Here is a 24750-nt window from a genome sequence, read left to right as displayed (position 1 = left end):
GTTGGTTGTGAAGCGAGTTGCTTTTGTCTGCGCATTTCCGCCTAGGTCTAACCCGGGGATGCTCTCGGTTGATCTGGCGACAAGCGGTGTGCTGTCGGGCGTTGAGGGTGAAGTAGAGGTGGCCTATTTCTGTACGGAGCAAACTGTACAGTACACCTATTCCGGCGGAGAGCATCGGTATGAGCTCTATGAGAGTGTCGATCAGCTGGTTGAGTTCGACAGGGTTATCTTCTGGGGGGATTTTCTCCACTGGATAACCTATGCAAATAGCGACTTTTACAGAAGGAGTAGAAGGCGTGATCCCGAGAAAAGTTATAGTGAAATCCTTGATCAGTGGTACAAGTTGCTACTGCTTGAAGGTGCGCCGCTTGAGTTAAAAAGGAGAGTGGTCTGCTTCGGTGGGACTATCTATGGGCTGCGTGAGGAGCAGTTATCGAATCGTCGTTATCATGAGGCACTCAGTTCTCTGTATCGAGAATCGACGCTGGTGTTGATGCGAGATGTCTTCTCAGCAGGTTTTGTCTCACAACTAACTCAGAAACCAGTAATGACATTTGGTTGTGATTGCGCGCTCTTCTACGAGAATGTAACAAATTTGCCCTATCAAGCGAATCCTGAGCTTCCCGAAAATTATGCGCTCTGTTCATTCGGTCGCTCGGGGGCCAAGCAGTTGTCGAAAGTTTTCGCCAAACATCTGGCTCGTCTGGCAGGTGTGCAGCTGATCGATCTCGCCTGGTTTGGTAAGCCGATGGGGGTGGAGGCGCTCCATAACAGACTCTCTGTTATCAAACGCGCCAAGTTTGTCGTGACCGATATCTACCATGTTTCAGTGAACAGTTTGCGAGAAGGTGTCCCTGTGTTGTGCATTGGCAAAGGCGGTGGAAGGGTGGATGGGTCGCTCTCTGATAAGAAAAAGGAGGTCTTTTTCAGGCAACATCTGGCTAGCGATTATTACATCTATCTTGAGGAGCTTCACGAAGCTGTGCGGCGCGATGAAGATTTTTCCAAGTTCTGTGACTCTTACTTCAAGTTGATCGAGAAGGGAGCTCTGTTCGAGTCGCTGCATCAGCGATTGATCGCACATCGTGAGCAGGTGAGGTCGACGCTGTTGGGCGCATTGAACGGAGATTGATTTCAGTCAGTGATACGAGGTCTTGATTGCTGACAACGCAGCACCATTTATATTTAAAGCACCATTCGCAGGGGTAGATACCGTTTTTGATTATGATGATTAATTATGCTGGTTTAGAACGCCGTCGCGGTATAACCACTGCCCTGCTAGTTTAATGAAGCGACTTACCTCGTGGAGGCGCTCTGCGCGCCCAGATGATTTATATCGCGCAATAAATTCTACGCGACCCTCCTGGTCATTAATGGTTCCTGCTTCGGTTCGCACGATCTTAAGTCCCAGCCACCTGGGCTGTGGTTCGCTCGTCAGGTCGAGCTGCTCGGGGCGTGTATCGGGGTGCCAGCTCTTGAGTAGATAGTGGCTATCGCCGCGTGTGTAGGCGGTGTAGCGAGAGCGCATCAGTGCCTCGGCGCTCTCTGCCTCGCGCTGACCTTCAATAATGGGGCCGCAGCAGCGCTCATAGGGCTGACCGGAACCACAGGGACACGCCTCACTCATTTTCGCTATCCATTATGCCGCTATCCCAGGGATCAAGTTTCAGTTGGCCGAGCAGTTTGCCGTCGTGACGGTCGATGATTGCGGTGACGAAGTGGCCACGGCTCTCGAGCGGCAGAAAGGCGAGCTGATCAAGGGTCATGCCCAACTGCTGCAGTTTCTCCTCAACGGCAGCGGCAAGCTGGGGCTGCCGGGTCACGGCGGTGACGATATCGAGCTCACGAGCCAGCACGCTGTTCAGGTGGGGGTGATAGTTTCGATAGCGCTCAGCTGCATAGGTGAAATCGACGCCACCCTCGAAGGCCCACTGTTGAACCAGCTCAGCCCGTTCCGCATCGCTGCTAGGTGGCGCCACATAGAGCTGGCTGGGACCGTGCTCGGCAAGGGTGAGCGTCGGATCGAGCTTCCGTGGATCGAACTGATCGTCGCGTAGCGTAATGAAGCGGTCGATGCTGAAGAGCAATAGGGTCGGGCGTTCACGGTAGGTGTGCCAGATCGCTGCGGTGAAGAAGCCGCTCTGTAAGACGAAGATAAGCAACAGGTCGTACCAGAGGCCGCGCTTGCCCGGTTTAAAGAGTACAAAGGAGAGGCCGGGTCCAAGCACCACGACCAGCAGAGCAATGATCGACAGCAGTTGGTGGATCGATTCGATCTCGTCGTAGGGGTGTGGATACCACTGGATTAGCGCGATTGCGAGAAAGGTCGCCAGTAGCAGCAGGGTGGCGACCAGGTGGGTAAGAATAAAACGGCCTCGTGACATCAGGGCCAGGCTCCAAATAGATGCGATTGGGCATTATAGGGCCAAAGACGGCTCTGGCGAGATCGCCTGCGTCGACCGATAATAGCGGCCCGTTTAGTCAAGGTGGTGTTTCACAAATGGATCGGAATCTGTTTTCTGGGGTGGAGGCGGTCTGCTTCGACCTTTTCCATACCCTGGTAGATGTCGGCAGTGTGCCCGCATCTGTTGGCGGCTATACCGCCGATATCCTAGGTCTCGATCGTAGCGCCTGGAACGGTGCATGTTTTAGCGGTGCACACGATATCTGTCGCACCACCACCCAGCTGGAGGTGATCAGGAAGATGGCCCACCACCTCGATCCGCAGATCCCGATGGGTCTGATCGAGGAGGCGAGTGCGGCGCGTCAGCGCCGCTTCGACTACAGCCTCAAACAGGTCGATGGTGAGATCGTGGCGGCATTGGCGCGTCTTCAAGCGGCGGGGCTACCGCTGGCGCTGGTCTCAAACGCCTCCACGGCGGAGGTGGCGGCGTGGTCCGATTCACCGTTGGCAGTGCTGTTTGATGTGGCGCTCTTCAGTTGCGAGTGTGGCCATGCCAAGCCCGATGCACAGATCTACCATCTCGCCAGTGAGCGGCTGGGGGTGGCGGCGGCGCAGTGTCTGTTTGTCGGTGATGGCGGTAGCGATGAGCACCGCGGTGCGGCGGCGGTGGGGATGCGCCCGGTGCTGACGACCCAGTATCTGGGGCGTTCATACACGACGGAGGCGGTCGAGCAGCGTCGACAGCATGTCGATTATGAGGTCGCTTCCGTTGCTGAGCTGCCTGGTCTGCTGCTTTCCGCTTAATCGGCGTGGAAATGTTGAGGGTGTTACTGTGGTATGCTCGTTTTTCAGTAATTGCATCCTCTCCGCAGGGTGCGTCAGTCTATCCCCGAAGAGGTTTTCCCCATGTCTTCCACCGCAGCAGAAATTAGTGTTGATCTGACCCATACCGTGATGCGTATCCTGAGTGAGTGGAAGGTCGATCCTGCCGATCAGGTCAAACTGCTCGGTCTGCCGGAGAAGACCAAACCGCGTGCACTGAAGCGATATACAGAGTCGACTCCGCTGCCGGAGCAGGGTGACAGCATGGCGCGCATTACCCATCTGATCGCGATCCAGCAGTACCTCTCTGTCATGTTCTCCTACAATCCGGTGTTGGGTGATATGTGGGTGACCACACCGAGTGAACGTTTCAACAACCAGTCGCCACTTGAGGTGATGATAGTTGGTGGTATCGATGGGATGGAGCGGGTGCGTAACCACATGGAAGGCGTGCCCGAGTGGTAGCTACCTCTTGATGCATGGTGGCCCGGAGTGGTTAACTCGGTGCCGTGCTGATTCTGCTTAACAAACCTTATGGCGTCTTGACCCAGTTCACCGACAGAGAGGGGCGTGAAACGCTCGCCGACTATGTCGATCTGAAAGGTGTCTATCCAGCTGGTCGTCTCGACCGAGACAGTGAAGGCCTGCTGTTGCTGACCGACGATGGGCCGCTGCAGGCTGAGATCAGTCATCCCAAATATAAAAAACCGAAGTGCTACTGGGTGCAGGTCGAGGGCGATGTCGACGCGGCAGCGCTGGAACAGCTGCGCCAGGGCGTGCTGTTGAAGGATGGCAAGACACGCCCGGCGAAGGCGGAACATATCGAAGAGCCTGAGCTCTGGCCGCGTAATCCACCGGTGCGTTTTCGCAAGGAGATTCCTACCTCGTGGCTTGCGCTGACCATTACTGAAGGACGCAATCGTCAGGTGCGACGTATGACCGCAGCCGTCGGTTTCCCCACCCTGCGTCTGGTGCGCTACTCAATTGGTGATTGGACGCTGAACGGTCTGGCGCCAGGTCAATGGCGAGAGATCGACTCCCCACCAAGGGCGAAACGCAAACCCAATCCCAATCCCCGTAGACCAATGGCTCAACGTGGGCGGCGTCGCACCAACCGTGGGCGTACCGCTTGAGATGCGTTACCTCCTCTTACTCGGCTTGTTGCTGACTTCGTTCGCCCACGCCGGTGGCGAACCCGAATTTCAAATTGAGCAACTCCAACGCCAAGCTATTGCGGGCGATGCCTATGCTCAGCTCAATTTGGGTGCTGCCTTTGATAATGGCTTCGGTGTGAGGCGAGACCATGAGCAGGCTTTTTACTGGTACCGGGCGGCGGCTGAGCAGGGGGTGGCAGAAGCGCAGTTTAATCTTGGTCACCTCTATGCCAGTGGACTTGGTGTGCCTCAGAGTTACCGGACGGCGGCTGAGTGGCTTGAGCGTGCCGCGGAACAGGGCGTGGTGGATGCGGCCTATCTGCTCGGTGTAATCCATCGGGATGGCCTGGGTGTTGAGCCTGACTTTGGCGTAGCGCATCGCTGGTTTTCACAGGCGGCTCGTGGTGGGCAGAGTGATGCCGTACGGGCACTGCAGGCGCTGAAAGTTAAGTAAGTCCTGCGTCAGATATCAGCGCAGATTGTACGGTAGAATTTCGATGACTCGCGGTAGTATCTGATCTAGCACTTTTACTTTGTTTTGAGGTTTCATGTCTCTGCGTCATCCCATGCGGCATCTATTGCTCGGTTTTACGATTATCGTCGTACTGGTCGCCGCCGAGTTCCTACTCGATTTCTACCACGCAGATGAGCTGCAAGAGCGCATCGAACTAATTGTCGATACCCATAATAATAAGGTGAGACGCGTACACGACCTGCGCAATATTGTTCGTGAGCGCGTGATCACCCTCAACACTATGCTGATCGAACCCGACCCATTCAGGGTTGAAGAGCTCTATATCGATTTTCTCAATCTTGGTAATCGTTACGTGTTGAAGCGGCGTGAGCTTGAGTCGCATATTGAGCATGATGATGAGCATCGTAGGTTAGTCAGGTTACGTGCGCTGACGGTTGAGGGGACACCGATTATTGAGACTGCGGTTGAGCTGGCTAGAAAGGGTGAGCAGGCAGCCGCGACCCAGCTACTGTTGGAGCAGGTGATGCCGCTGCAAGAGCGGGTGATGGCACAGAGCGACCTATTGGTCGATTATTACACCGGGCTGGTCTCTAAGCAGTCTCAAGATGCTCAGCAGGTGCAGCACGGTTGGCGAGAAAACGTGGTTTGGTTGGGCGGCGGTGTGCTGGTGATGATTCTGGCCATTGCCATCTATGTGTTGCGCCGCATCTCTTCTGATCGACGTGTGCTACTTCATGAGATCGATGAGCGGATCGAGATCGAACAGGATCTGCAGAATGCACGCGACACGTTGGAGCGAGCCGTCGAACTTCGGACGCGCGAACTACGCGAGAAGAGTGAGTTGCTCTCCGAGGCACAAAAGATCTCTCGCCTTGGTCACTGGGAGTGGATCGTTCCTACCGGTGCGCTGCGTTGGTCGGATGAGATTTTCCGTATGTTTGGCGTGGATGCAGAGCAGATTGAGCCGAGCTACGAGCTATTTCTCGAGTCGGTACACCCCGATGATCGTGATGAGGTGGTCGCCGCCGTTGAGGCTGCTGTGGCGGGTACGGCAGATTACAGTATCGACCATCGTATTCTCCAGCCCGATGGGCAGGTGCGCATGGTGCACGAACGGGGTGTGGTCTATCGGGATAGCGCTGGCCTGGCGCTACGGATGCTGGGCACGGTACTCGATATTACTGAGCGCAAAGCGATGGAGGAGCGACTGCGCTTCTCGGCCAGTGTGTTCCAGAATGCAGGCGATGGGGTGATGATCTCTGATCGCAATAATCGCATCCTCGATGTTAATGAGGCATTTACACGCATTACCGGTTATGAGCTGGAGGATGTGCTGGGCGAGGACCCGAAAATTTTACAGTCGGGGCAGCATGATAATGCATTCTACCAGCTGTTATGGAGCAATCTCGAAACCCACGGCGAGTGGCAGGGTGAAATTTGGGATCGCAATAAAGAGGGTGAGGTGATTCCGCTTAATATGACTATCAATGTCGTCAAGGATGAGCGTGATCGACTCAGTAACTATGTGGCACTTTTCCGGGACATATCGGCCGCCAAGGCAAATGAGCAGTCGCTCTGGCACGATGCTCATCATGATGCTCTGACGGATCTGCCCAATCGTAGTCTGCTCTACGCGCGGTTGCAGATGGCGGTTGCGCAGTCAGATCGTAATAAAGAGCCAATGGCCGTGCTGCTGATCGATCTCGACGGATTTAAAGAGGTTAACGATACCCTGGATCATGACGCTGGCGACGACCTGCTGGTACATGTGGCCAGGATGCTGAAAGGGAGTGTGCGAGAGAACGATACGGTGGCGCGCTATGCGGGTGATGAGTTTGTTGTCATCCTGCAGGGGGGAGCTGGACGTGAGGTGGTGGAGCGACTCGCAATCTCTATGCTAAAGGCGATCTCAAGTCCGGTGGCGGTGAAGGGCGAAGAGGTGTCGGTTGGGGCGAGCATAGGAGTGGCGCTCTACCCAGAAAATGCCGAAGAAGCCGATGCGCTGATCGTGATGGCCGACCAGGCGATGTATCGAGCCAAGCGACAGGGAAAGAGTTGCACGGTCTTCTTCGGAGAGTGGTAGATTAGGCCAACTTTTTTGAATCGCTTTTGGAGTTTTGATCAATGACCTTGCAGTGGGTGGTGTTAATGGCAGTGGCAGCGCTGCTGGCTGGTGGTGGTTTCGGTTTCTGGGTTGGTCGTGCAACCGGCCCCGCCATTCGTAAGGTCGAGGAGCTGGAGAGCGAACTCCACACGCTCCGTCAGCGTAACGATGAGTATCGTGCTGAGGTCGGTGATCACTTTATCAAGACCGCTGGTCTGGTCAATGAGATGACGGCGAGTTACCGCGCAGTCTTTAGTCACATCGTTGAAGGGGCTCACACGCTGGCCGATATGGATACCACCCGATTGGCGATGGAGCAGCCCGATGGACGAATTATCGAGGACCAACGCAGTGAAGTGCCGGAGGAGAGCGACTCATCGGACGAGCCCAATGAACAGCTTCCCGATGCCGCGGCGGTCGAGGCGGCTGAACCGAGCAGCGACGAGTCTGAGGGACTCGACTGGGCAGAGCAGGCCGAGGCGGTTCCGGCGGATGCGGCTGCGATGCATGAAGAGTCGTTAAAACGGCCCCATTGATTCAATAACAGTCGGCGCTCAGTCGGTGAAAATGGTGTTGATTGATCCCAAACAGCGCCAAAACGGTGGTGGAATATGAGATCTAACAATTTTTATAAGTTGTTGGATTTGATGCAATCATCAATGCAGTCTGTATCGATTGTCCCCTGACGAGTCTGTTTGTCAACGGATCTGTTTGGCCTAAGCAGTTGATATATCAGTTTATTCTAATATTTTATCCTAGTGAGATTTTGTCGGGTGTAAAAGCGGCAATAGCCTGGTGTAGCTGACGAAAGCTGGGTGAATTACCGGGTTGTGGCTAGATGTGATCGTAATGGCCGTTTTTAGGGTACAATCGCGCCCTATTTTGACCTTATATATGGATTACCCCAGTGATTGAGAATCTTCGCAACATCGCCATCATCGCCCACGTTGACCACGGTAAGACGACCCTGGTGGACGAGCTCCTTAAGCAATCTGACACCCTTGGTGAGCGCGATAAGCTCGAAGAGCGTGCCATGGACTCCAACGATCAGGAGCGTGAGCGCGGTATTACCATCCTGGCCAAGCCGACTGCGATCAAGTGGGGCGACTACCGTATCAACATCGTCGACACCCCCGGACATGCCGACTTCGGTGGTGAGGTAGAGCGTGTACTCTCAATGGTCGATTCAGTGCTGCTGCTGGTTGATGCGGTAGAGGGTCCGATGCCTCAGACCCGCTTTGTGACCGAGAAGGCGCTGGCGCGTGGTCTGCACCCGATTGTCGTGGTGAACAAGATTGACCGTCCGGCGGCGCGTCCTGAGTGGGCGCTGGATCAGACCTTCGATCTTTTCGACCGTCTCGGTGCCACCGATGAGCAGCTCGATTTCCCTGTGGTTTATGCCTCTGGTCTGGCCGGTTTTGCCTCTATGGAGTCCGATGTGCGTGAGGGTGATATGACCCCACTGCTGCAGACCGTTGTGGATCATGTCCATCCGCCACAGGTAGAACCTGAAGATCCCTTCCAGCTACAGGTCTCGCAGCTCGACTACAACAGCTATGTCGGTGTTATCGGTATCGGCCGCATCGCCCGTGGTCGCGTTAAGAACAACACCCAGGTAACCATCGTCGATAAGGATGGTGAGCGCCGTAATGGGCGTGTACTACAGCTATTCGGTTTCATGGGGCTGGAGCGTGTTGAGGTCGATGAGGCGCAGGCGGGTGACATCGTCTGCTTTACCGGGCTCGACCCGCTCAACATCTCCGATACCCTCTGTGATCCTGAAGCGGTCGAGGCGCTGGCACCACTGAGTGTCGATGAGCCGACTGTCAGCATGACCTTCCAGGTCAACAACTCTCCCTTCGCTGGCAAGGATGGCAAGTACGTCACCTCTCGTCAGGTTAAAGAGCGCTTGGAGCAGGAGCTGGTGCACAACGTGGCACTGCGTGTTGAGCAGGGCTCTGATCCCGACAAGTTCCGCGTCTCAGGGCGTGGCGAGCTGCACCTCTCGGTTCTGATCGAGAATATGCGTCGTGAAGGCTTCGAGCTGGGTGTTTCGCGTCCCGAGGTTATTATTCGTACCATCGACGGCGAGCCGCAGGAGCCTTTCGAGCAGGTCACCATCGATGTCGAGGATCAACATCAGGGTGGCGTAATGGAGAAGCTCGGTGTTCGTGGTGGTGATCTGAAGAACATGGTGCCCGATGGTCACGGTCGCGTCCGTCTCGACTACATCATGCCGGCGCGTGGTCTGATCGGCTTCCGCACCGAGTTCCTCACCGCGACCCAGGGTTCAGGTCTAATCTACAGCGTTTTCGACCATTATGGTCCCTTCAAGCGTGGTGACTACGGTACCCGCAAGAACGGTGTAATGATCGCCAACGCTCCGGGTAAGGCGCTGACCAACGCCATCTTCAATCTCCAGGAGCGTGGTCGTATGTTCATCGGCCACGGTGCTGAGGTCTATGAGGGTATGGTTATTGGTCTGCACGCACGTGATAACGATCTGGTGGTTAATGCCCTCAAGGGTAAGCAGCTGACCAACGTGCGTGCCTCCGGTACCGATGAGGCTCAGGTGCTCACCCCTCCCGTGGTTCACACACTGGAGCAGGCGCTGGAGTTCATCGACGATGATGAGCTGGTTGAGGTCACCCCCAACCACATCCGTCTGCGTAAGAAGCTGCTGACCGAAAACGAGCGCAAGCGCGCATCACGCGGCTAAACTTCCTGTCGGAGCGGGACGGCCGTGTCTCGCTCCACAACAGTAACCAAGTTAATGTCCGACTAAATCGTTGGGGTAATTCCCAATGGTTCAACTTGCCCTTTGCGTCTGAAATGGTGCTATGAAGTGACCGATCCTTATAGGTCTATTTCATCCATGACTATTACAAGAGATCAAAGGAGTTAGTTATATGTTTGGAAAAAAATTGAAAGTTAGCCTGCTCGCGCTGTTATCTGGCTTGATACTTGGGCTGGTGGGCTGTACCCCGGAGGGTAAGAGTGGAGATGCGGCAATGGCTGAGGCCGCAGTATCGAAACATAAAATTGTCATCCAGGTCAGCAGTAACGATGCCAAGACACAGACGATTGCGATGAACAACGCGGTCAATCTACAGAAACACTATGGTATGGATAATGTCGATGTCGAGATTGTTGCCTACGGACCCGGTCTCGGTATGTTGACCCAGTCGAGCGCACATCAGTCGCGTGTCTCGAGCCTGGCGATGCAGGATATAACCTTCAGCGCCTGCGGCAATACCAAGTCGAAGATGGAGAAGAAATCAGGCAAGCAGGTGGCGCTGGCTGAGGGTGTGCAGATCGTCCCCGCCGGTGTGGCGCGGATTATGGAGCTTCAGGAGGCCGGTTACGCCTACGTCCGTCCTTAGTCGATAGTCGAATCGTAGAGGCGTATGCATACTCAACAATGGGTGTGGGTGCGCCTTTTTTGTGTCCGTCTAATCCCATGAGCACATGGGAGGCTGCCAGTTGCCGTTGGCGTGACACAGGTTGGATGCAGGCGCTTGTGGGCTTGGTTCCTGAATGAGAGGCAAAAAAAACCCCCGACTAAAGCCGGGGGTAATCATTTGCCTTTCTTGGCTGGAAGGCGATTGATGAGTGGCCGTCCTGGCCGCTGAGGTTTTGTTAACTTCTGGCATCCCTGTTACCTGAAATTATTATTCCTCAGTAAGCTTCCTGCTTCACACCGAGCATCCTTACCTGGTGCAAGTGAATATTCGCACAGGGGACGTCCCGATACAGTCAGGTAGAGACGACAGCTTGTGTAAGCATTTTCTTACGTATTGGAATTGTTCCACGCTTTAATGATTGTCGTTGTCTGGGTGCAGACGTATCCTTTGATAGATATCCAGTGCCACAGGGAATTCAATGCGACAACTCTACCCACCACTGCAGCCCTATGTTTCCCATACGCTGACAGTGGATTCACCCCATCAGCTACACGTTGAAGAGTGTGGCAATCCTGACGGTATACCGGTGCTCTTCCTGCATGGTGGCCCTGGGTCTGGCTGTGAGAAATACCACCGTAGTTTTTTCGATCCGGAGCGCTATCGTATAGTGCTGTTCGATCAACGAGGTTGCGGTAAATCGACGCCACATGCCGCGCTCGAGGGTAATACGACTCAGGCGCTGGTGGCTGATATTGAGACGATTAGACAGCAGCTTGGTATCGAGCGCTGGATGGTATTTGGTGGTTCCTGGGGTTCGACCCTGGCGCTGGTCTATGCCGAGACCTATCCCGATCGGGTAGCAGGGTTGATCCTTCGAGGGATTTTTCTCTGTCGCCCCGAGGATATCGATTGGTTTTATCAGTCAGGGGCTGACCGTCTCTGTCCCGACCAGTGGCAACAGTTCATTGCACCGATCCCTGAGGTGGAGCGTCATGAAATGGTTAACGCCTACTACCGTCGCCTGACCGGTGATGATGAAGTAGCGGCAATGTCGGCGGCGAAGGCGTGGTCACTCTGGGAGGGGTACAGTTCGACGCTGCTGCCGAAGCGGTCAGTGGTTGACCATTTTGGCGATCCCCATACCGCCGTCAGTCTGGCGCGGATTGAGGCGCACTACTTTGTAAATGACAGTTTTCTCGAGCCCAATCAAATACTCCGAGATGCAGGTAAATTGGCCGGTATTCCAGGTGTGATCGTGCATGGGCGCTACGATCTCGTCTGCCCCCTGTCACAGGCGTGGGCGCTGCACCAGGCATGGCCTGAGGCGCAGCTTGAGGTCATCGCTGATGCCGGTCACTCTGCGACAGAGCCTGGCATTGTCGACGCACTGATTCGAGCCAGCGACGCGATGGCGGGGATGCTGGCGTGATCGGACTGCTGCAGCGTGTTAGCCAGGCTGAGGTGGTGGTGTCGGGAGAGTCGGTGGGTGTGATTGAACGGGGTCTGATGGTGCTGGTCGGCGTGGAGCGGAACGATAGCAAAGCGCAGGCCGATCGACTCCTGCAGCGGCTGCTCGGATATCGCGTTTTTCCTGATCATGATGGAAAGATGAATCTGGGGCTGACCGATATCGATGGTGGCCTGCTGCTGGTGCCGCAGTTCACCCTGCCAGCCGATACGCAAAAGGGAATGCGCCCCAGCTTCACTCCGGCTGCCTCCCCCGATGAGGGCGAACGGCTGTTCAATTATCTTGTTGCAGAGGCGGAAAACAATCATCCCGATGTGGCTACAGGGCGCTTTGGTGCCGACATGCAGGTCTCATTGACCAACGATGGCCCGGTGACCTTCTGGTTGCAGGTTAAACCGGTGTAACCAGCCGATTTGCATGGATTTTATACCCCGTAGGTGGTAGATTGTCGCCACCGTGCCACTCGGTGCGGCCAGTTCACAGCTAGAGGCAGGTAATACGATGAAATACGAGGTCTCCGCAGAGGATATCAAGCGGGCGAAAACCCCCCATGAGATCTTTCTGATCAATCTGGTTTTTAACCATGTCCTCCTCTTTGTCGCCTTCCTCACCGCACAGTCACTGCAGTTCCTGCTACTAATCGTACCGATCTTCTCTGTGACCGTGCTCACCTATACCTTTTATCGTGCACGTCGCTCGCTAAAGATTGATCCCTGGTTTGTGAAGTGTCACTGGCAGATCTGTGCACGTCGTAGCCTCGGTTTTTTAACCATGCTCGCGATCATGCTCGTTGTTATGGTGATCGTCTATCTCTGGTCTGGAGGGGATCTCAAACCACAGCACTGGGCGCTAGCTGGTGTTGGTGCACTACCGACGATGATTACGGTGCTGGTGCTGATCGTGATGGAGTCGGATGCGATGCATCAGGCTAATCAGGGCATGGTCTCGAAGACGGTTGCGGAGCGCTACCCCGAGGGTGCACTAGAACCGATCGAAGAGTAACTGTCGCACCCCTGTCTGCCTCATGGCAGACGCACTTTTACCTGCTTAACTAGTTGATATTTATGGAACGCCATACCTTTCTCAGTGTCTTGATCTTCACCCTGGTGCTGCTCGCGGTGGGCATTATGCTCCCCTCCGGTCAGGTCGACCGGCCCGTCGGACTGCCGTGGCAGATTGAACAGACCGAGAGGGGATCGATTCGGGTCTTCGGAATTGAGCTGGCCCATACGACTCTGGGTGAGGCTGAGCTGGCCTTCCGTGAGCCCTCAAAGGCGACGCTTTTCGCCCCCGAGCAGGGTGACTACACGATTGAGGCCTATTTCAATGAGACGCGTCTCAGTGGTCTGAAGGCGAAGATGGTGTTCACCTTCGATCTTGAGCAGACACAGGTGCGTGAGATGTATGATCGCGGCATTCGCATCAGCACCCTTGGCAGCGGCACGCGAAAGGTGACGTTGCATCCGGATGATTATGAGCAACTGCGTAAGAGTGCCATCGCCACCCTGACCTACATCCCATCAATCAATCTGGAGAGTGAACTGGTCGCTCAGCGTTTTGGTCAGCCTGCGGCCCGTATCCGTGATCCGGAGGGTGGTGCGATCCACTGGCTCTACCCTGAGTTGGGTGTCGATGTGGTGCTCAGTGAAGAGGCGAAGGAGGTGCTGCAATACCTGCCACCCTCGCAATTCGACCGGGTGATGGCACCACTGCAGACGGCGGGTGAGGTCGTTAACTAACCGTCATCCATACGATAGTTAATCGGCGTCGGGCCAGTTTCGCGCGTCTTCTCCCTTCTCAACATCCTCTTTGCCGGACTGTTTTTTCCCTTTAGTCGGCAGAAGGGGGTCGTCGTCATCCATTAGGATGCGGTTGGCGTCACCGTCAAGATCGTCATACTGGCCGTTACGCACGGTCCATATAAAAAGTCCGACCATGAACAGGCCGAGCAGGATCATCAGGGGAATGAGGCCGTAGATTACATCCATCGTTCTATCACTCTAACTTGAACTGATCGCCACTCTCACCGCTCAGCGCTTCGAGGTCAACCCCTTAAAGAGGGTGCGGATTCGGGCTGCATTGCCGATTACCAGTAGCGAGCTGATCGGCATCGAGACCGCTGCTACCAGCGGGGTGACAAAGGCCATCATCGCTAGCGGCACCATGATGACATTGTAGGTGATCGAGATACCGATATTCTGCCGGATGGTGCGCAGGGTGCGGCGCGAGAGGCGGCTGGCGAGTGCCACCTTCTCCAGCTCACTGCTGATCAGGACGATATCGGCACTCTCCATCGAGACATCGGTACCTGAGCCGACGGCAATGCCGACATCGGCGCGAATCAGTGCCGGGGCGTCGTTAACACCGTCACCGATCATCGCTACCTGTGCGCCCTGTTGCTGCAGTTCCTGGATCACGCGATCCTTATCCTGCGGCAGCACCTCTGCGATAACCTCCATGCCGCCAAGCTGTTTGGCGATCGCCTCGGCGACACGTTGACGGTCGCCGCTTAGCAGCGTCAGGTGGGCTCCCGACTGGCGCAGATTCTCGATCAGGGTGGCGGCATCGGGGCGCAGACGATCGGCCAGTGCAATAAAGCCGAGCAGCTTGCCGCCAACCGCAATGTGGATGCAGGTCACCCCGTCCCCCTCGAGCTGCTCAATCTGATTGGAGAAGGTCTCACCCATCTCGATATCTGCCTCGGTGAGCCACGCCTCTGTGCCGAGCATGACTTCGATACCGTCGACCCGCGCACGGACACCGAAGCCGGGTTTGCTCTCAAAATCGGAGGTCTCACCGGGGGTGTTGAGTTCCAGTTCATCGGCAGCGGCAACAATCGCCCTCGCGGTGGTGTGCTCGGAGAAGCGCTCCACGCGCGCTGCGAGTCCGAGCAGCTGCTGATCGTCGATGTTGCCGTAGCTGACCACCTTCACCAGTCCCATACGCCCCTCGGTGAGGGTGCCGGTCTTGTCGAAGATGAAGTGGTCGATATCGGAGAGTGTCTCGAGCACGGCACCATTTTTCACCAGAATGCCGTAGCGTGCGCCGAGTCCTGAGGCGACGGCGATGGCCATCGGGGTGGCGAGCCCGAAGGCGCAGGGGCAGGTGATGATCAGCACCGCGGTGGCGGCCATCAGCGCGATCTCGAAGTCGGTGGAGTGCCAGAAGGCGAAGGTGAGACTTGCCAGTAGCAGGGTGATAGCAACAAACCAGGGCACGATGCGGTCGGCAACACACTGGATCGGCGCCTTGGAGGCCTGTGCATCCTCAACCAGGCGGATGATGCGGCCCAGGGCGGTGTCCTTGAGGGTGCCTTCAATATTGAGGGTCAGGGCACTCTCGATATTGACCGTACCGGCAGAGACGCTGTCGCCGATCAGTTTGGCGACCGGCTCTGACTCTCCGCTGAGCATCGACTCATCGACCCGGCTACGTCCATCGATAATGGTGCCGTCAACGGGGATCTTGTCGCCCGCCTTTACCAGTACGATCTCACCCGGTTTTACGGTGCGAATGGGTACGATATGGGGCTCGCCGTCGCGCAGCAGAGTGGCGACACGTGGCTGCAGATCGAGTAATCGCTGGGTTGAGGATACCGCCTGTTTCTTGGAGATCGCTTCGAGATAGCGCCCCACCAGGATGACAAAGATGAAGTTGACCACCGTGTCGTAGTAGACCTCACCCACGCTGCTCTGGCTGAGCATCACATAGAGTGAGTAGCTGTAGGTGGTGGAGGCGCCGATGGCGATCGGTAGATCCATGGTGAGGTGGAGACTGCGTAACCCGGTCCAGGCTCCCTTGAGAAAGGGCCAGCCGGAGTAGAGCAGGGTGGGGGTGGCCAGGGCAAAACCGATCCAGTGGAACATGCCACGAAACTCACCCTGATCGGCCCCCGAGTAGAGGGCGATCGAGATCCAGAGCAGGTTCATCATGGTAAAACCGGCAAAGGCCATACGGTAGAGCAGGGACCGGTTCTGCTTTGCCAATGCTCCCTCGGCATTCTCCGGATCGTAGGGGACCGCCTTGTAGCCAACCTGTGCCAGTCTGTCGATGATCTTTGAGAGCGGGATGGCACTGTTGTCCCAGCGCAGATGGAGACGTTTCCCGGCCAGATTGACCTTGGCTTCAACTACCCCTGTAACACGGCTGAGTGTGTGTTCAATCAGCCAGACGCAGGCGGCACAGTGGATCCCCTCGACCAGCAGATGGATATCGCGGCTATCGCCGAGTGTGGTGACAAACTCGCTCTGCACATCGTCGAGATCGTAGAGTGCGGAGTCCTGAGGCGGTGGCGGGGGTGGTGCGAGCAGGGTGCCGTCGGGGGTACGTTGGTAGAAACCCTCAAGGCCGGCGTCGTAGATCGCTTTGCAGACCGACTGGCAGCCGATACAGCAGAACTGTCGGGGAAGCGATTCAATGGCCTCCTCGAACGGCGGTTCGGGAAGCGGCAGGCCGCAGTGGTAACATTGGGAATCGTCGGCTACGACGCTCCGGTCATTCATCTTCGGTAACGGTTAGATTCAGGGGACGAGGACGTTGACCTTCTCGGTCAGTTCCCAGCTATCTTCACCGCGCTGCAGTGTGATGATGACGCGCCAGTATCCCTTCAGTGGGAAGACGACGGGTGCGACATACTGCCCGGGACGCTTCTCGAACATTGCGACCTCGAAGTCGGCGGCGGCGTCGGAGGGGCGGTAGGCGTGCAGGGTGGCGGAGCCATCGACCAGCGGACGGCCTACCTTGTCGACGGCGGTGAAGCGGAAGGGTGTCTCACGACCAAGGGTGGTGTCTGTAGGAACATCGAGGCTGACCTGCCAGCCAAGCGCACTACGTGCGGCTTTGCGAGTGTTGATATTCTTTTCGTGGTCCTGACCGCGCTCGTAGTAGTCGTCTGAGACCAGTCCGGGGTTGGTGACCACCGCCAGTGAGATAAATGCGATATTGACGCCCAGTACGATCAGGATCAGCGTGATCCAACCGATAACCCAGGGGTTGCGAAAGGCTTTTTTACTCGATTGTGATAAGAGGCCCATCTCGGTAGCTCCACTCATATGGTTAGTTCTCTCTGTCTCTGGCTCGATGCACGCCTAGCGGCGCGGTCCCATGAACATGCTGGTGTATTCCGCCGTGATCTCTTCGGCATCGACCTGCTCGACTTTGAACACGATTGGGGTGCTCGCGCTCTCAAGCAGTCGTGATGGTACACGAACAAAGAGGGTATAGCTGTTAAGGCGCCCCTTACGTGCCACCAGTGTCTTGTCGGCACCAACCACGACCATCTGCTCTGGGCCGGTTGCACTGATCCGGATCTTCATATCGGCGTCGGTCTTGTTCAACAGCTTGATGAAGTATTTGTTCTGGATCGAACCATCGCTCTGCTGCACAAACAGCGGCTGGCGATCGTGCAGTACCTTGAGTTCGATCGCACCGAGATGGGTCAGGCCATAGACCAGCCCAACAACCGCCAGGGTCATGATGGTGAAGTAGACCAGTACGCGTGGGCGCTTGCGCAGTGGGAGGGTCGGTTTGCCTTGAATCTCATCATAAGAGGCGTAACGGATCAGGCCACGAGGTCGATTGATCTTGTCCATCACCGAGTCACAGGCATCAATACAGAGTGCGCAGGTGATACACCCCTCCTGCTGCCCTTCACGAATGTCGATTCCGGTTGGGCAGACGGCCACACACTGGTTGCATTCGATGCAATCACCCATGCCCTCGACGTGTTGCCCCTTCTTCAGCTTGCCGCGCGGCTCACCACGGTTGAGATCGTAGGTGGGCAGCACTGTCTCCTCGTCATACATAACGCCCTGAATGCGGGCGTAGGGACAGAGCCAGAAGCAGGTCTGTTCACGCATAAATCCGGCAAGTACGTAGGTGCCAACAGTGAACAGGCCCAGCACGGTCCAGGCCACCGTCGGTGCGGTGAAGGTGAAGTAGCCGATCCAGAGGTCGTAGGCATCGGTGAACCAGGCGGCGAAGGTGACGCCGGTGAGTGCGCCAATCAGCAGCCACAGGGTGTGTTTGATCGTCTTGATACGGATCTTGTTCAGATCCCACGGTGCCTTCTCCAGCTTGCGCCGTTTGGCAGGTCCACCCTCAAGCTTCTCCTCAATCAGGGTGTAGATATCGGTCCAGATGGTCTGGAAGCAGAAGAAGCCGCAGTAGACGCGTCCGGCAACCGAGGTGACGGCGGCGAGTAGGATGGAGAAAAAGAGCAGTACCAGTGCCAGCATCCAGACATCCTGTGGCAGGATGGTGATGTTGAGGATGTGGAACTTCTCGTTGGGGATATCGAGCAGAATCGCCTGGCGATCATCCCAGCGCAGATAGGGGCCGAGGAAGAAGAAGATCCAGACCGTGGAGCTGAGCCACTTCAGGTTACGCCACATGCCGGGCATGCGTTTGGCGTGGATCGTCTCTTCGCCGGTATTGACGTGCCAGTGGGTCGACTCCTCATAGAGGGCGTCGACACCGCCCTGATCAACTCGCTTCTCTTGCTCGCTCACAGTCGCCTCCAGAAGCCGCAGCACCGAATGGACTGCAGCGTGGGAATTTGGTTACAACAGAATGGTGGAAAACCCCCTTGAGGGCTTTTCAGCATGCCGCTGAAAGGTCGTACTACGTGCTAACTCAAACGGGATATCCCGACCTAGGTATATTAGCACGTACTTAATAAGAAAAGGGGCTAGAAGCCCCCTTTCCGGTTACTAGTCGTCGGATTTGTCCGTATTCATCAGCTTACGTACTTTTACTACTAGAAATACGAAGACGACGATAGATACAGCTACGCTGATGTAGGAACCAATTGCTACCCAATCACTCATAGTTTGTCACTCCCAAATATCAGGTTGAGAAGTGGGGCTACAGGGCGTTAGCCGCCGTAGCCCCAATCCTTGGCTCTTACTGACCGCCGCCCATCTTACGGACATAGACTGCCAGCTTCTTGATGTCGGTCTCACTCAGCTTGTCACCAAACTTCGGCATTACAGCGTTGCGGGTCTCAGCATCTGAAGGGTCGTTAACACCGTGGCTGATGGTGTACTTGACGCTCTCGAGCTGATCGCCAGCAAAGCGGTAGATACTATCGGTCAGGTTGGCAGAGCCGAGTGCGGCCATACCCTTGCCATCTGCACCGTGACAGGCGAAACATGCCTTGCCCATGTAGAGCGCATTGCCGGTGACATTGCCATCAACGATAGACTGGGCCAGTGAATCGACCTCGTCGCTGCTGAGGGTCTTGCCGTGGGCGGTCATCATGCCCTGGCGACCATTGCTGATGCTGGCCTGGATGGCATCGATGCTACCACCGTAGAGCCAGTCATCATCGGCCAGAACAGGGAAGTTAGGACCACCCTGGCCGCCGCTGCCGTGACAGGCTGCACAGTTGTCACCGAACAGTACCTTGGCAGATGCACTGACGTAGCTGGAGAGCTCGTCATCGGCCAGGATAGCGGCTGCTGACATGCCCTGCAGTTTCGCCTCGTAGGGAGCACGAATCTCTTCGATGGCGCTGAGATCCTCTTTGTACTCACCAATTGAAGTCCAGCCGCTGACACCCTTGAAGTGGCCGTCGATCAGTGGCCATGAGGGGTACCAGATGGTGTATAGCACCACGCAGATCCAGCTGGCATGGAAACCGATACGCCACCATCCTGGTGGTTCATTCAGAAGCTCGCGCAGATTGTCATCCCAGATATGCCCGGTGTTGTTTTCACCTGGGAACGGGTTATTTTCACTCATTTCTTTTCCTCCGTATCAAAACGGTCGTCATCAAGCGGAATATGTTTTTGGGACTCAAGCTTCTCCTTATTCGCTGGGTGGAACGTATAGACGTAGGCCCAGATCATAAGGAGGAAGATACCGACTGTGACGATCAAACCGACCCAGTCGTTGAGCGTCATCGACGCCCAGTCCGTATCAAAATATTCGCTCAGATTACTCACGATAGTCCTTGGTCTCGTCGAACTTGACCATGGTGCCCATGACCTGCAGGTATGCGACCATCGCATCCATCTCTGTCTTGCCCTGAACTTCAGCGGCTGCAGAGGCGATGTCGGCGTCGGTGTATGGAACACCTACCATTCTCAGGCCACCCATGTTGGCTGCCAGAGCATCGCCATCGATGATGTTCTCATCAAACCACGGGTAGTTGGGCATGACCGACTCCGGAACCACAGAACGCGGAGCGCGCAGGTGGCGGATGTGCCAGTCGTCGGAGTACTTACCACCAACGCGGGCGAGGTCAGGACCGGTACGTTTAGAGCCCCACTGGAAGGGGTGGTCATACATCGACTCGGAAGCGAGTGAGTAGTGACCATAACGCTCCTTTTCATCACGGAAGGGACGAATCATCTGTGAGTGGCAGGTGTAGCAGCCTTCACGGATGTAGACGTCACGGCCAGCCAGCTCGAGCGGAGTGTAGGGACGAACACCGTCGCCTGCCTTCCAGTCGTTGAATGACTTGTCGCCACGCTCCCATGCGATCTCAGGGCTCTTGTTATGCTCCATCGTGTCCTTCAGGTAGAAGAGGGGCACGATCTCGACGATACCGCCGACAGAGAGCAGGACGAGCAGGAATACGAGCATTACGAACACTTTACGTTCGATCGTATCCTGCAGCTTGGTTGAATGAATCTGATTTGCCATTGTTATTCGCTCCTTTCCGGCTTAGGCGTTAGCGGGGGCTGCACTGGTGTCACGTGCGCCTGCTGCTTGACGGATGGTCATAACGACGTTGTAGAGCATGATGGCGCCGCCCAACCAGTAGATCATGCCGCCAATGGCACGCATCGCGTAGTAGGGGTGCATCGCTGCTACTGACTCGGCGAAGGTGTAGGTCAGGGTGCCGAACTCGTCGTAGCTACGCCACATCAGACCCTGCATGATGCCCGATACCCACATCGCGATGATGTAGACTACGGCACCGATGGTGGCGAGCCAGAAGTGGAGGTTAACCAGCTTGGAGGAGTACATATCGGTGTTCCACAGCTTCATTACCATATGGTAAAGCGCGCCGCAGGCAACCATTGCAACCCAACCCAGTGCACCGGAGTGTACGTGACCAACGGTCCAGTCGGTGTAGTGAGAGAGGGCGTTAACGGTCTTCGATGACATGACCGGACCCTCGAAGGTCGACATGGCATAGAAGGCGAGAGACATGATCAGGAAGCGCAGAACGTAGTCAGTACGCAGCTTATCCCAGGCTCCGGAGAGGGTCATCATACCGTTCACCGCGCCACCCCAAGAAGGAATGATCATCGCGAGTGAGACAGCCGCACCCAGAGAACCGGTCCAGTCTGGAAGAGCGGTGTACTGAAGGTGGTGAGCACCCAGCCATACATAACCGAACATCAGTGCCCAGAAGTGGATAACTGAGAGGCGGTATGAGAAGACCGGACGACCAGCCTGCTTCGGTACGAAGTAGTACATGATGCCGAGGAAGCCTGCAGTGAGGTAGAAGCCTACGGCATTATGGCCGTACCACCACTGGATCATCGCATCCTGTACACCGGAGAATACCGAGTAGGATTTGAACAGACCGACAGGGATCGCGAGGCTGTTAACCACGTGCAGGTAGGTGATCATCACCATCATGCCGAGGAAGAACCAGTTCGACACATAGATGTGGCTGCTCTTGCGCTGGTGGATGGTCATCAGGAAGTTGAAGCTATAGACCAGCCAGACAACGGCAATCGCAAGGTCAATTGGCCACTCCAGCTCTGCATACTCCTTACCCTGGGTGATGCCCAGTGGCAGGGTGATAACTGCAGAAACGATGATCAGGTTCCAGCCCCAGAAGACGAACCATGCCAGCTTGTTGCTGAACAGTGAAACGCCACAGGTACGCTGTACGCTATAGAACGATGTCGCCATCAGGGCACAGCCACCGAAAGCGAAGATAACGGCATTGGTGTGCAGAGGACGTAGACGCCCAAAGCTCAATTCAGCCATATCCAGGTTAAGAACTGGCCATGCCAGCTCTGATGCTACGTAAACACCCACCAGGGTGCCCACGACGAGGTAGACGATCGCCATGACGGTGAACCATCTGACGACCTCGAAGTTATACTTCTGGTCTTGCGTCGCTTCCACGAGATGCCTCCTTTACAGGTTGTTGCTACTAAAAGTTGTGTTGCTGATTTACTGCCTAGTACTACTTAAATAAATGGTGTTGGCTCCCAGAATGACGTTCGAGATTAGCTTCGAACGGAAATCGCACCAAAATGATGCGTTATTCAGGTCGCCTCAAAGAAATTCAGGCCGCTCTATCGACCACTCCATGTAGCCTCGTTTTTCGAGTGAGCTTACATGGAGTAATCGACATGAGTATTCCCTTGTAACTTCTTGTTCTGCTATGGGTGTTTCGTGATTTTGCAAAAGGAATATTGCGCTGCCCCTACCCAATGCACGCGGTATTGTATACCTATGGTGGTAACTATCCCATATACCGGAAGGGGATAATAGCGACTGGAAAGATATCAGAACATTGATATTTGTCAATTAACTGGCTATTTGCCCTATTTTGTTGCGAACTTACAACAATAAAGGGTGTCATCGACCGTTTCCGGTCGTTCATACGTCTATTCAGAAGGGGGTAGTTAGAGGGCGATCTTTCTTAGTGCCGCCGGATCGAGGATCTCGATCATGCGGTTTTTTACATCGAGCACCTTTTGCTCCTGAAGTTGCGAAAAGAGACGGCTGATTGTTTCCACGGCGAGACCAAGGTAGTTGCCGATATCGCTGCGCGACATGCTGAGACGGAAGGTGGAGGCGGGCATCTCTCGTTCTGCAAAACGGACTGAGAGATCGAGAAGGAAGGTGGCGAGGCGTTTGTTGGCTATCTGCTGATTAATCAGCGCGGTGATCTGTAGCTGCGAAAGCTGACCGCTAAGGGTGGCAATCAGCTCTTGCTGAAAGGCGGGTAGCTGTTCGCCGAGCTGCTCTAGCTGGTCGAATTCGAGACGACAGATGCTGCTCGCTTCCAGTGCGGTGACGCTGTAGGTGTAGTGGCCAGCCTGTATTGCATCGAGCCCGATCAACTCACCGGAAAAGTGGAAGGCGGTAACGCGAGGTCGTTTATCCTGGCTGCCGCAGCTGCTCTTGAACGATCCAGACTTGATCGCGTAGATGGCGTGGAAGGGCTCACCCTCCTCAAACAGGACCGCCCCGCGCTTTACTGTTTCACGGCGTTTAACGACCTTGTCTAGCTGCTCCAGGTCGTCGCTTTCCAGGCCAGCTACACGACAGATGCCATAGAGCGCGCAGAGATCACAGGCAACCTCGTTGGAGGTGTGTTTATGGTTACAGTGGTCGAGAATCAGGGGTTTAGCATGCTTGCTCATGGCGAGGCTTTAGCGGGTGTGCACTGGGAAGGTGGGCTCTGACTGGGGCAGCAGCTCACCCGCCGTCTCTTTCAGTTTTTCAAGATCGTTGATCTGAATACTGCGACGATTGACCGTCAGCAGGTGCTGATCGCAAAAACGGCTGAAGTGGCGACTGACGGTCTCAACCGCGAGGCCGAGATAGTTGCCAATATCGTTGCGAGACATGCTGAGGTTGAATTTGTGGGCGGAGAAGCCGCGCTGCTGCAGTCGATCAGAGAGGCTGAGCAGCAGGCTGGCAAGGCGCTCCTCGGCGCTCTTCTTGCCGATTTACATTAGAAGGTTGTGATCGTGCAGAATCTCGCGACTCATGATCTTGAGTAGTTGGCGCTGCAGGCTGGGGATACCGTGACTCAGGATTTCCAGCTCATCGAACGGTATTTCACAAAGGCTGGCGGTCTCCAGCGCCTTGGCGGTGCAGGGGTGGGCGCCGTCACTGATGGCATCGAGTCCGACCATCTCACCTGGGAGATGGAAACCGGTCACCTGCTCGAGGCCGTCACGGTTGGGTGTATAGGTCTTGATCGAACCGGAGCGCACTGCGTAGATGGAGTGAAACGAGTCACCCGCACGAAACAGCGTCTCACCGCGGGCGATCGGACGACGGCGACGGATGATCTCGTCGATGCGATCCATATCATCTTTACTGATACCGGTCGGCAGGCAGAGCTGATGCAGGCTGCAATCCTTGCAAGCGACATTCAGACCTGTGAGATCAACGACTTTTTTCTCTTTGGGTGCGCTCATGATGTGGGGTTTCTGCTCGATTCTGCTGCACACATTCCAACAGATGCAGCAGGGTTAATCAATTGTGGTTCATAATATAGGTTAGTGTGTTTCCCGCCGCGACGGTTCCGGGTATGCTTACGCTTTAATTTTTCCTCGGGGCAGATTGCCCCTACTAGCGCAGAGAAGAGAGCTATGGCTGAACGTAAGGCCACCGTAAATCGCGAGACGCTCGAAACCCAGGTTACGGTCAAGATCGACCTGGATGGCAGCGGAAAGTCACAGTTCGATACTGGACTCCCTTTCCTTGAGCATATGCTCGACCAGGTGGCACGCCACGGTCTGATCGATCTCGAGATCGAAGCCAAGGGTGATCTGCACATCGATGGACACCACACCGCTGAAGATATCGGTATTACCCTCGGCCAGGCCTTTGCCCAGGCGCTGGGTAATAAAAAAGGTATCTATCGCTATGGTCACGCCTATGTGCCGCTCGATGAGGCGCTCTCCCGCGTTGTAATCGACTTCTCAGGCCGACCCGGCATGGAGTACGGGGTCTCGTTTCCGCGTGCCTCTATCGGTGATTTTGAGACCGATCTCTTCCACGAGTTCTTCCAGGGTTTTGTTAACCACGCCTTGGTAACGCTGCACATCGATAGTCTGTGTGGTGTGAACAGTCATCACATCGCCGAGACGATCTTCAAGGCGTTTGGGCGTGCAGTTCGCATGGCGATTGAGTCAGATAGCCGCATGGGTGACCAGTTGCCATCGACCAAGGGCAGTCTCTAAGCCACAATATCTCTGGACCC

The 24750-nt window shown here is 55.6% G+C and carries 27 protein-coding genes; 14 read left to right on the top strand and 13 right to left on the bottom strand.

Annotated elements, in window-relative coordinates; genetic code table 11:
• The first annotated feature begins 58 nt into the window (after window positions 1-58).
• Window positions 59-1132 carry a polysaccharide pyruvyl transferase family protein gene (locus BOW52_RS05490; RefSeq protein WP_078483090.1) on the top strand — a complete coding sequence of 358 codons (1074 nt, stop codon included), beginning with the start codon at window positions 59-61 and terminating at the stop codon, window positions 1130-1132.
• A gap of 99 nt (window positions 1133-1231) precedes the next feature.
• On the opposite strand, the gene BOW52_RS05485 is transcribed toward BOW52_RS05490, so the two are convergent.
• Window positions 1232-1627: a YchJ family protein gene (locus tag BOW52_RS05485; RefSeq protein WP_078483089.1), complete on the bottom strand. Its 396-nt coding sequence runs from the start codon at window positions 1625-1627 to the stop codon at window positions 1232-1234.
• On the bottom strand, window positions 1620-2384 hold the full coding sequence (locus BOW52_RS05480; RefSeq protein ID WP_078483088.1) for a hypothetical protein: 765 nt from the start codon (window positions 2382-2384) through the stop codon (window positions 1620-1622). Before BOW52_RS05480 ends, BOW52_RS05485 begins: the two co-directional genes overlap by 8 nt.
• 116 nt (window positions 2385-2500) lie before the next feature.
• On the opposite strand from BOW52_RS05480, the gene BOW52_RS05475 reads away from it, so the two are divergent.
• The 12 genes from BOW52_RS05475 to BOW52_RS05420 all read left to right on the top strand — a co-directional run bounded on the left by BOW52_RS05475 (window position 2501) and on the right by BOW52_RS05420 (window position 13570).
• Window positions 2501-3208, top strand: coding sequence for an HAD family hydrolase (locus tag BOW52_RS05475; RefSeq protein WP_172840185.1), 708 nt, complete (start codon window positions 2501-2503; stop codon window positions 3206-3208).
• 102 nt (window positions 3209-3310) lie between these two features.
• Complete coding sequence (locus tag BOW52_RS05470) at window positions 3311-3691, top strand: DUF2384 domain-containing protein (RefSeq protein ID WP_078483086.1); 381 nt, start codon at window positions 3311-3313, stop codon at window positions 3689-3691.
• Window positions 3692-3735: 44 nt separating this feature from the next.
• Window positions 3736-4359: an rRNA large subunit pseudouridine synthase E gene (locus BOW52_RS05465; RefSeq protein WP_269087633.1), complete on the top strand. Its 624-nt coding sequence runs from the start codon at window positions 3736-3738 to the stop codon at window positions 4357-4359.
• Between the two features lies 1 nt (window position 4360).
• Complete coding sequence (locus tag BOW52_RS05460; protein WP_135622072.1) at window positions 4361-4834, top strand: tetratricopeptide repeat protein; 474 nt, start codon at window positions 4361-4363, stop codon at window positions 4832-4834.
• Window positions 4835-4928: 94 nt separating this feature from the next.
• Window positions 4929-6938, top strand: coding sequence for a diguanylate cyclase domain-containing protein (locus tag BOW52_RS05455; protein WP_078483084.1), 2010 nt, complete (start codon window positions 4929-4931; stop codon window positions 6936-6938).
• A gap of 41 nt (window positions 6939-6979) precedes the next feature.
• Window positions 6980-7495, top strand: a complete 516-nt coding sequence (locus BOW52_RS05450) for a YhcB family protein (protein ID WP_078483083.1) — start codon at window positions 6980-6982, stop codon at window positions 7493-7495.
• Window positions 7496-7866: 371 nt separating this feature from the next.
• Window positions 7867-9678: a translational GTPase TypA gene (gene typA / locus BOW52_RS05445; protein ID WP_078483082.1), complete on the top strand. Its 1812-nt coding sequence runs from the start codon at window positions 7867-7869 to the stop codon at window positions 9676-9678.
• A 190-nt stretch (window positions 9679-9868) separates the two neighbouring features.
• Window positions 9869-10342 carry a DsrE family protein gene (locus BOW52_RS05440; RefSeq protein ID WP_078483081.1) on the top strand — a complete coding sequence of 158 codons (474 nt, stop codon included), beginning with the start codon at window positions 9869-9871 and terminating at the stop codon, window positions 10340-10342.
• A 499-nt stretch (window positions 10343-10841) separates the two neighbouring features.
• Window positions 10842-11792: a prolyl aminopeptidase gene (gene pip / locus BOW52_RS05435; RefSeq protein ID WP_078483080.1), complete on the top strand. Its 951-nt coding sequence runs from the start codon at window positions 10842-10844 to the stop codon at window positions 11790-11792.
• Window positions 11789-12235, top strand: coding sequence for a D-aminoacyl-tRNA deacylase (gene dtd / locus BOW52_RS05430; RefSeq protein ID WP_078483079.1), 447 nt, complete (start codon window positions 11789-11791; stop codon window positions 12233-12235). Before pip ends, dtd begins: the two co-directional genes overlap by 4 nt.
• Before the next feature lie 97 nt (window positions 12236-12332).
• Window positions 12333-12833 (top strand): hypothetical protein, encoded by a 501-nt coding sequence (locus BOW52_RS05425; RefSeq protein WP_135622070.1) that lies wholly within the window; start codon window positions 12333-12335, stop codon window positions 12831-12833.
• Window positions 12834-12895: 62 nt separating this feature from the next.
• The gene (locus BOW52_RS05420; RefSeq protein WP_078483077.1) at window positions 12896-13570 is read left to right on the top strand and encodes a hypothetical protein; all 675 of its coding nucleotides are present in this window, start codon (window positions 12896-12898) and stop codon (window positions 13568-13570) included.
• A gap of 18 nt (window positions 13571-13588) precedes the next feature.
• Here the strand turns inward: BOW52_RS05420 and ccoS are convergent, their stop codons facing one another.
• The 11 genes from ccoS to BOW52_RS17865 form a co-directional block, all read right to left on the bottom strand.
• Complete coding sequence (gene ccoS / locus BOW52_RS05415) at window positions 13589-13819, bottom strand: cbb3-type cytochrome oxidase assembly protein CcoS (protein ID WP_078483076.1); 231 nt, start codon at window positions 13817-13819, stop codon at window positions 13589-13591.
• 42 nt (window positions 13820-13861) lie between these two features.
• Window positions 13862-16333 carry a heavy metal translocating P-type ATPase gene (locus BOW52_RS05410; protein WP_078483075.1) on the bottom strand — a complete coding sequence of 824 codons (2472 nt, stop codon included), beginning with the start codon at window positions 16331-16333 and terminating at the stop codon, window positions 13862-13864.
• An 18-nt stretch (window positions 16334-16351) separates the two neighbouring features.
• On the bottom strand, window positions 16352-16864 hold the full coding sequence (locus tag BOW52_RS05405) for a FixH family protein (protein ID WP_135622092.1): 513 nt from the start codon (window positions 16862-16864) through the stop codon (window positions 16352-16354).
• Between the two features lie 54 nt (window positions 16865-16918).
• Window positions 16919-18340, bottom strand: coding sequence for a cytochrome c oxidase accessory protein CcoG (gene ccoG / locus BOW52_RS05400; RefSeq protein WP_078483151.1), 1422 nt, complete (start codon window positions 18338-18340; stop codon window positions 16919-16921).
• 394 nt (window positions 18341-18734) lie between these two features.
• On the bottom strand, window positions 18735-19574 hold the full coding sequence (locus BOW52_RS05395; RefSeq protein ID WP_078483073.1) for a c-type cytochrome: 840 nt from the start codon (window positions 19572-19574) through the stop codon (window positions 18735-18737).
• On the bottom strand, window positions 19571-19777 hold the full coding sequence (locus BOW52_RS05390) for a cbb3-type cytochrome c oxidase subunit 3 (RefSeq protein WP_078483072.1): 207 nt from the start codon (window positions 19775-19777) through the stop codon (window positions 19571-19573). Before BOW52_RS05390 ends, BOW52_RS05395 begins: the two co-directional genes overlap by 4 nt.
• Window positions 19770-20480 (bottom strand): cytochrome-c oxidase, cbb3-type subunit II, encoded by a 711-nt coding sequence (gene ccoO, locus BOW52_RS05385; protein ID WP_078483071.1) that lies wholly within the window; start codon window positions 20478-20480, stop codon window positions 19770-19772. Before ccoO ends, BOW52_RS05390 begins: the two co-directional genes overlap by 8 nt.
• A gap of 21 nt (window positions 20481-20501) precedes the next feature.
• Window positions 20502-21926: a cytochrome-c oxidase, cbb3-type subunit I gene (gene ccoN / locus BOW52_RS05380; RefSeq protein WP_078483070.1), complete on the bottom strand. Its 1425-nt coding sequence runs from the start codon at window positions 21924-21926 to the stop codon at window positions 20502-20504.
• A gap of 506 nt (window positions 21927-22432) precedes the next feature.
• Window positions 22433-23176 (bottom strand): helix-turn-helix domain-containing protein, encoded by a 744-nt coding sequence (locus BOW52_RS05375; protein ID WP_078483069.1) that lies wholly within the window; start codon window positions 23174-23176, stop codon window positions 22433-22435.
• 9 nt (window positions 23177-23185) lie between these two features.
• Window positions 23186-23425, bottom strand: a complete 240-nt coding sequence (locus BOW52_RS17870; protein WP_320416306.1) for a helix-turn-helix domain-containing protein — start codon at window positions 23423-23425, stop codon at window positions 23186-23188.
• 60 nt (window positions 23426-23485) lie between these two features.
• Complete coding sequence (locus BOW52_RS17865; protein ID WP_320416259.1) at window positions 23486-23962, bottom strand: cyclic nucleotide-binding domain-containing protein; 477 nt, start codon at window positions 23960-23962, stop codon at window positions 23486-23488.
• A 174-nt stretch (window positions 23963-24136) separates the two neighbouring features.
• Between BOW52_RS17865 and hisB the strand changes: the two genes are divergently transcribed.
• Entirely contained in the window at window positions 24137-24730 is a 594-nt protein-coding gene (hisB, locus tag BOW52_RS05365) for an imidazoleglycerol-phosphate dehydratase HisB (protein WP_078483068.1), read from the top strand.
• Window positions 24731-24750: the final 20 nt, after the last annotated feature.

The organism is Solemya pervernicosa gill symbiont (assembly GCF_002020875.1).
GTDB lineage: Bacteria > Pseudomonadota > Gammaproteobacteria.
This window is presented reverse-complemented; position numbering and strand designations above follow the sequence as displayed.

Bases quoted from the DNA above. Each gene is read 5' to 3' on its own strand.
- BOW52_RS05490 (WP_078483090.1), top strand. From the start codon at position 59: ATGCTCTCGGTTGATCTGGCGACAAGCGGTGTGCTGTCGGGCGTTGAG.
- BOW52_RS05485 (WP_078483089.1), bottom strand. From the start codon at position 1,627: ATGAGTGAGGCGTGTCCCTGTGGTTCCGGTCAGCCCTATGAGCGCTGC.
- BOW52_RS05480 (WP_078483088.1), bottom strand. From the start codon at position 2,384: ATGTCACGAGGCCGTTTTATTCTTACCCACCTGGTCGCCACCCTGCTG.
- BOW52_RS05475 (WP_172840185.1), top strand. From the start codon at position 2,501: ATGGATCGGAATCTGTTTTCTGGGGTGGAGGCGGTCTGCTTCGACCTT.
- BOW52_RS05470 (WP_078483086.1), top strand. From the start codon at position 3,311: ATGTCTTCCACCGCAGCAGAAATTAGTGTTGATCTGACCCATACCGTG.
- BOW52_RS05460 (WP_135622072.1), top strand. From the start codon at position 4,361: ATGCGTTACCTCCTCTTACTCGGCTTGTTGCTGACTTCGTTCGCCCAC.
- BOW52_RS05455 (WP_078483084.1), top strand. From the start codon at position 4,929: ATGTCTCTGCGTCATCCCATGCGGCATCTATTGCTCGGTTTTACGATT.
- BOW52_RS05450 (WP_078483083.1), top strand. From the start codon at position 6,980: ATGACCTTGCAGTGGGTGGTGTTAATGGCAGTGGCAGCGCTGCTGGCT.
- BOW52_RS05440 (WP_078483081.1), top strand. From the start codon at position 9,869: ATGTTTGGAAAAAAATTGAAAGTTAGCCTGCTCGCGCTGTTATCTGGC.
- pip (WP_078483080.1), top strand. From the start codon at position 10,842: ATGCGACAACTCTACCCACCACTGCAGCCCTATGTTTCCCATACGCTG.
- BOW52_RS05425 (WP_135622070.1), top strand. From the start codon at position 12,333: ATGAAATACGAGGTCTCCGCAGAGGATATCAAGCGGGCGAAAACCCCC.
- BOW52_RS05420 (WP_078483077.1), top strand. From the start codon at position 12,896: ATGGAACGCCATACCTTTCTCAGTGTCTTGATCTTCACCCTGGTGCTG.
- ccoS (WP_078483076.1), bottom strand. From the start codon at position 13,819: ATGGATGTAATCTACGGCCTCATTCCCCTGATGATCCTGCTCGGCCTG.
- BOW52_RS05410 (WP_078483075.1), bottom strand. From the start codon at position 16,333: ATGAATGACCGGAGCGTCGTAGCCGACGATTCCCAATGTTACCACTGC.
- BOW52_RS05405 (WP_135622092.1), bottom strand. From the start codon at position 16,864: ATGGGCCTCTTATCACAATCGAGTAAAAAAGCCTTTCGCAACCCCTGG.
- BOW52_RS05395 (WP_078483073.1), bottom strand. From the start codon at position 19,574: ATGAGTGAAAATAACCCGTTCCCAGGTGAAAACAACACCGGGCATATC.
- ccoO (WP_078483071.1), bottom strand. From the start codon at position 20,480: ATGGCAAATCAGATTCATTCAACCAAGCTGCAGGATACGATCGAACGT.
- BOW52_RS05375 (WP_078483069.1), bottom strand. From the start codon at position 23,176: ATGAGCAAGCATGCTAAACCCCTGATTCTCGACCACTGTAACCATAAA.
- BOW52_RS17865 (WP_320416259.1), bottom strand. From the start codon at position 23,962: ATGAGCGCACCCAAAGAGAAAAAAGTCGTTGATCTCACAGGTCTGAAT.
- hisB (WP_078483068.1), top strand. From the start codon at position 24,137: ATGGCTGAACGTAAGGCCACCGTAAATCGCGAGACGCTCGAAACCCAG.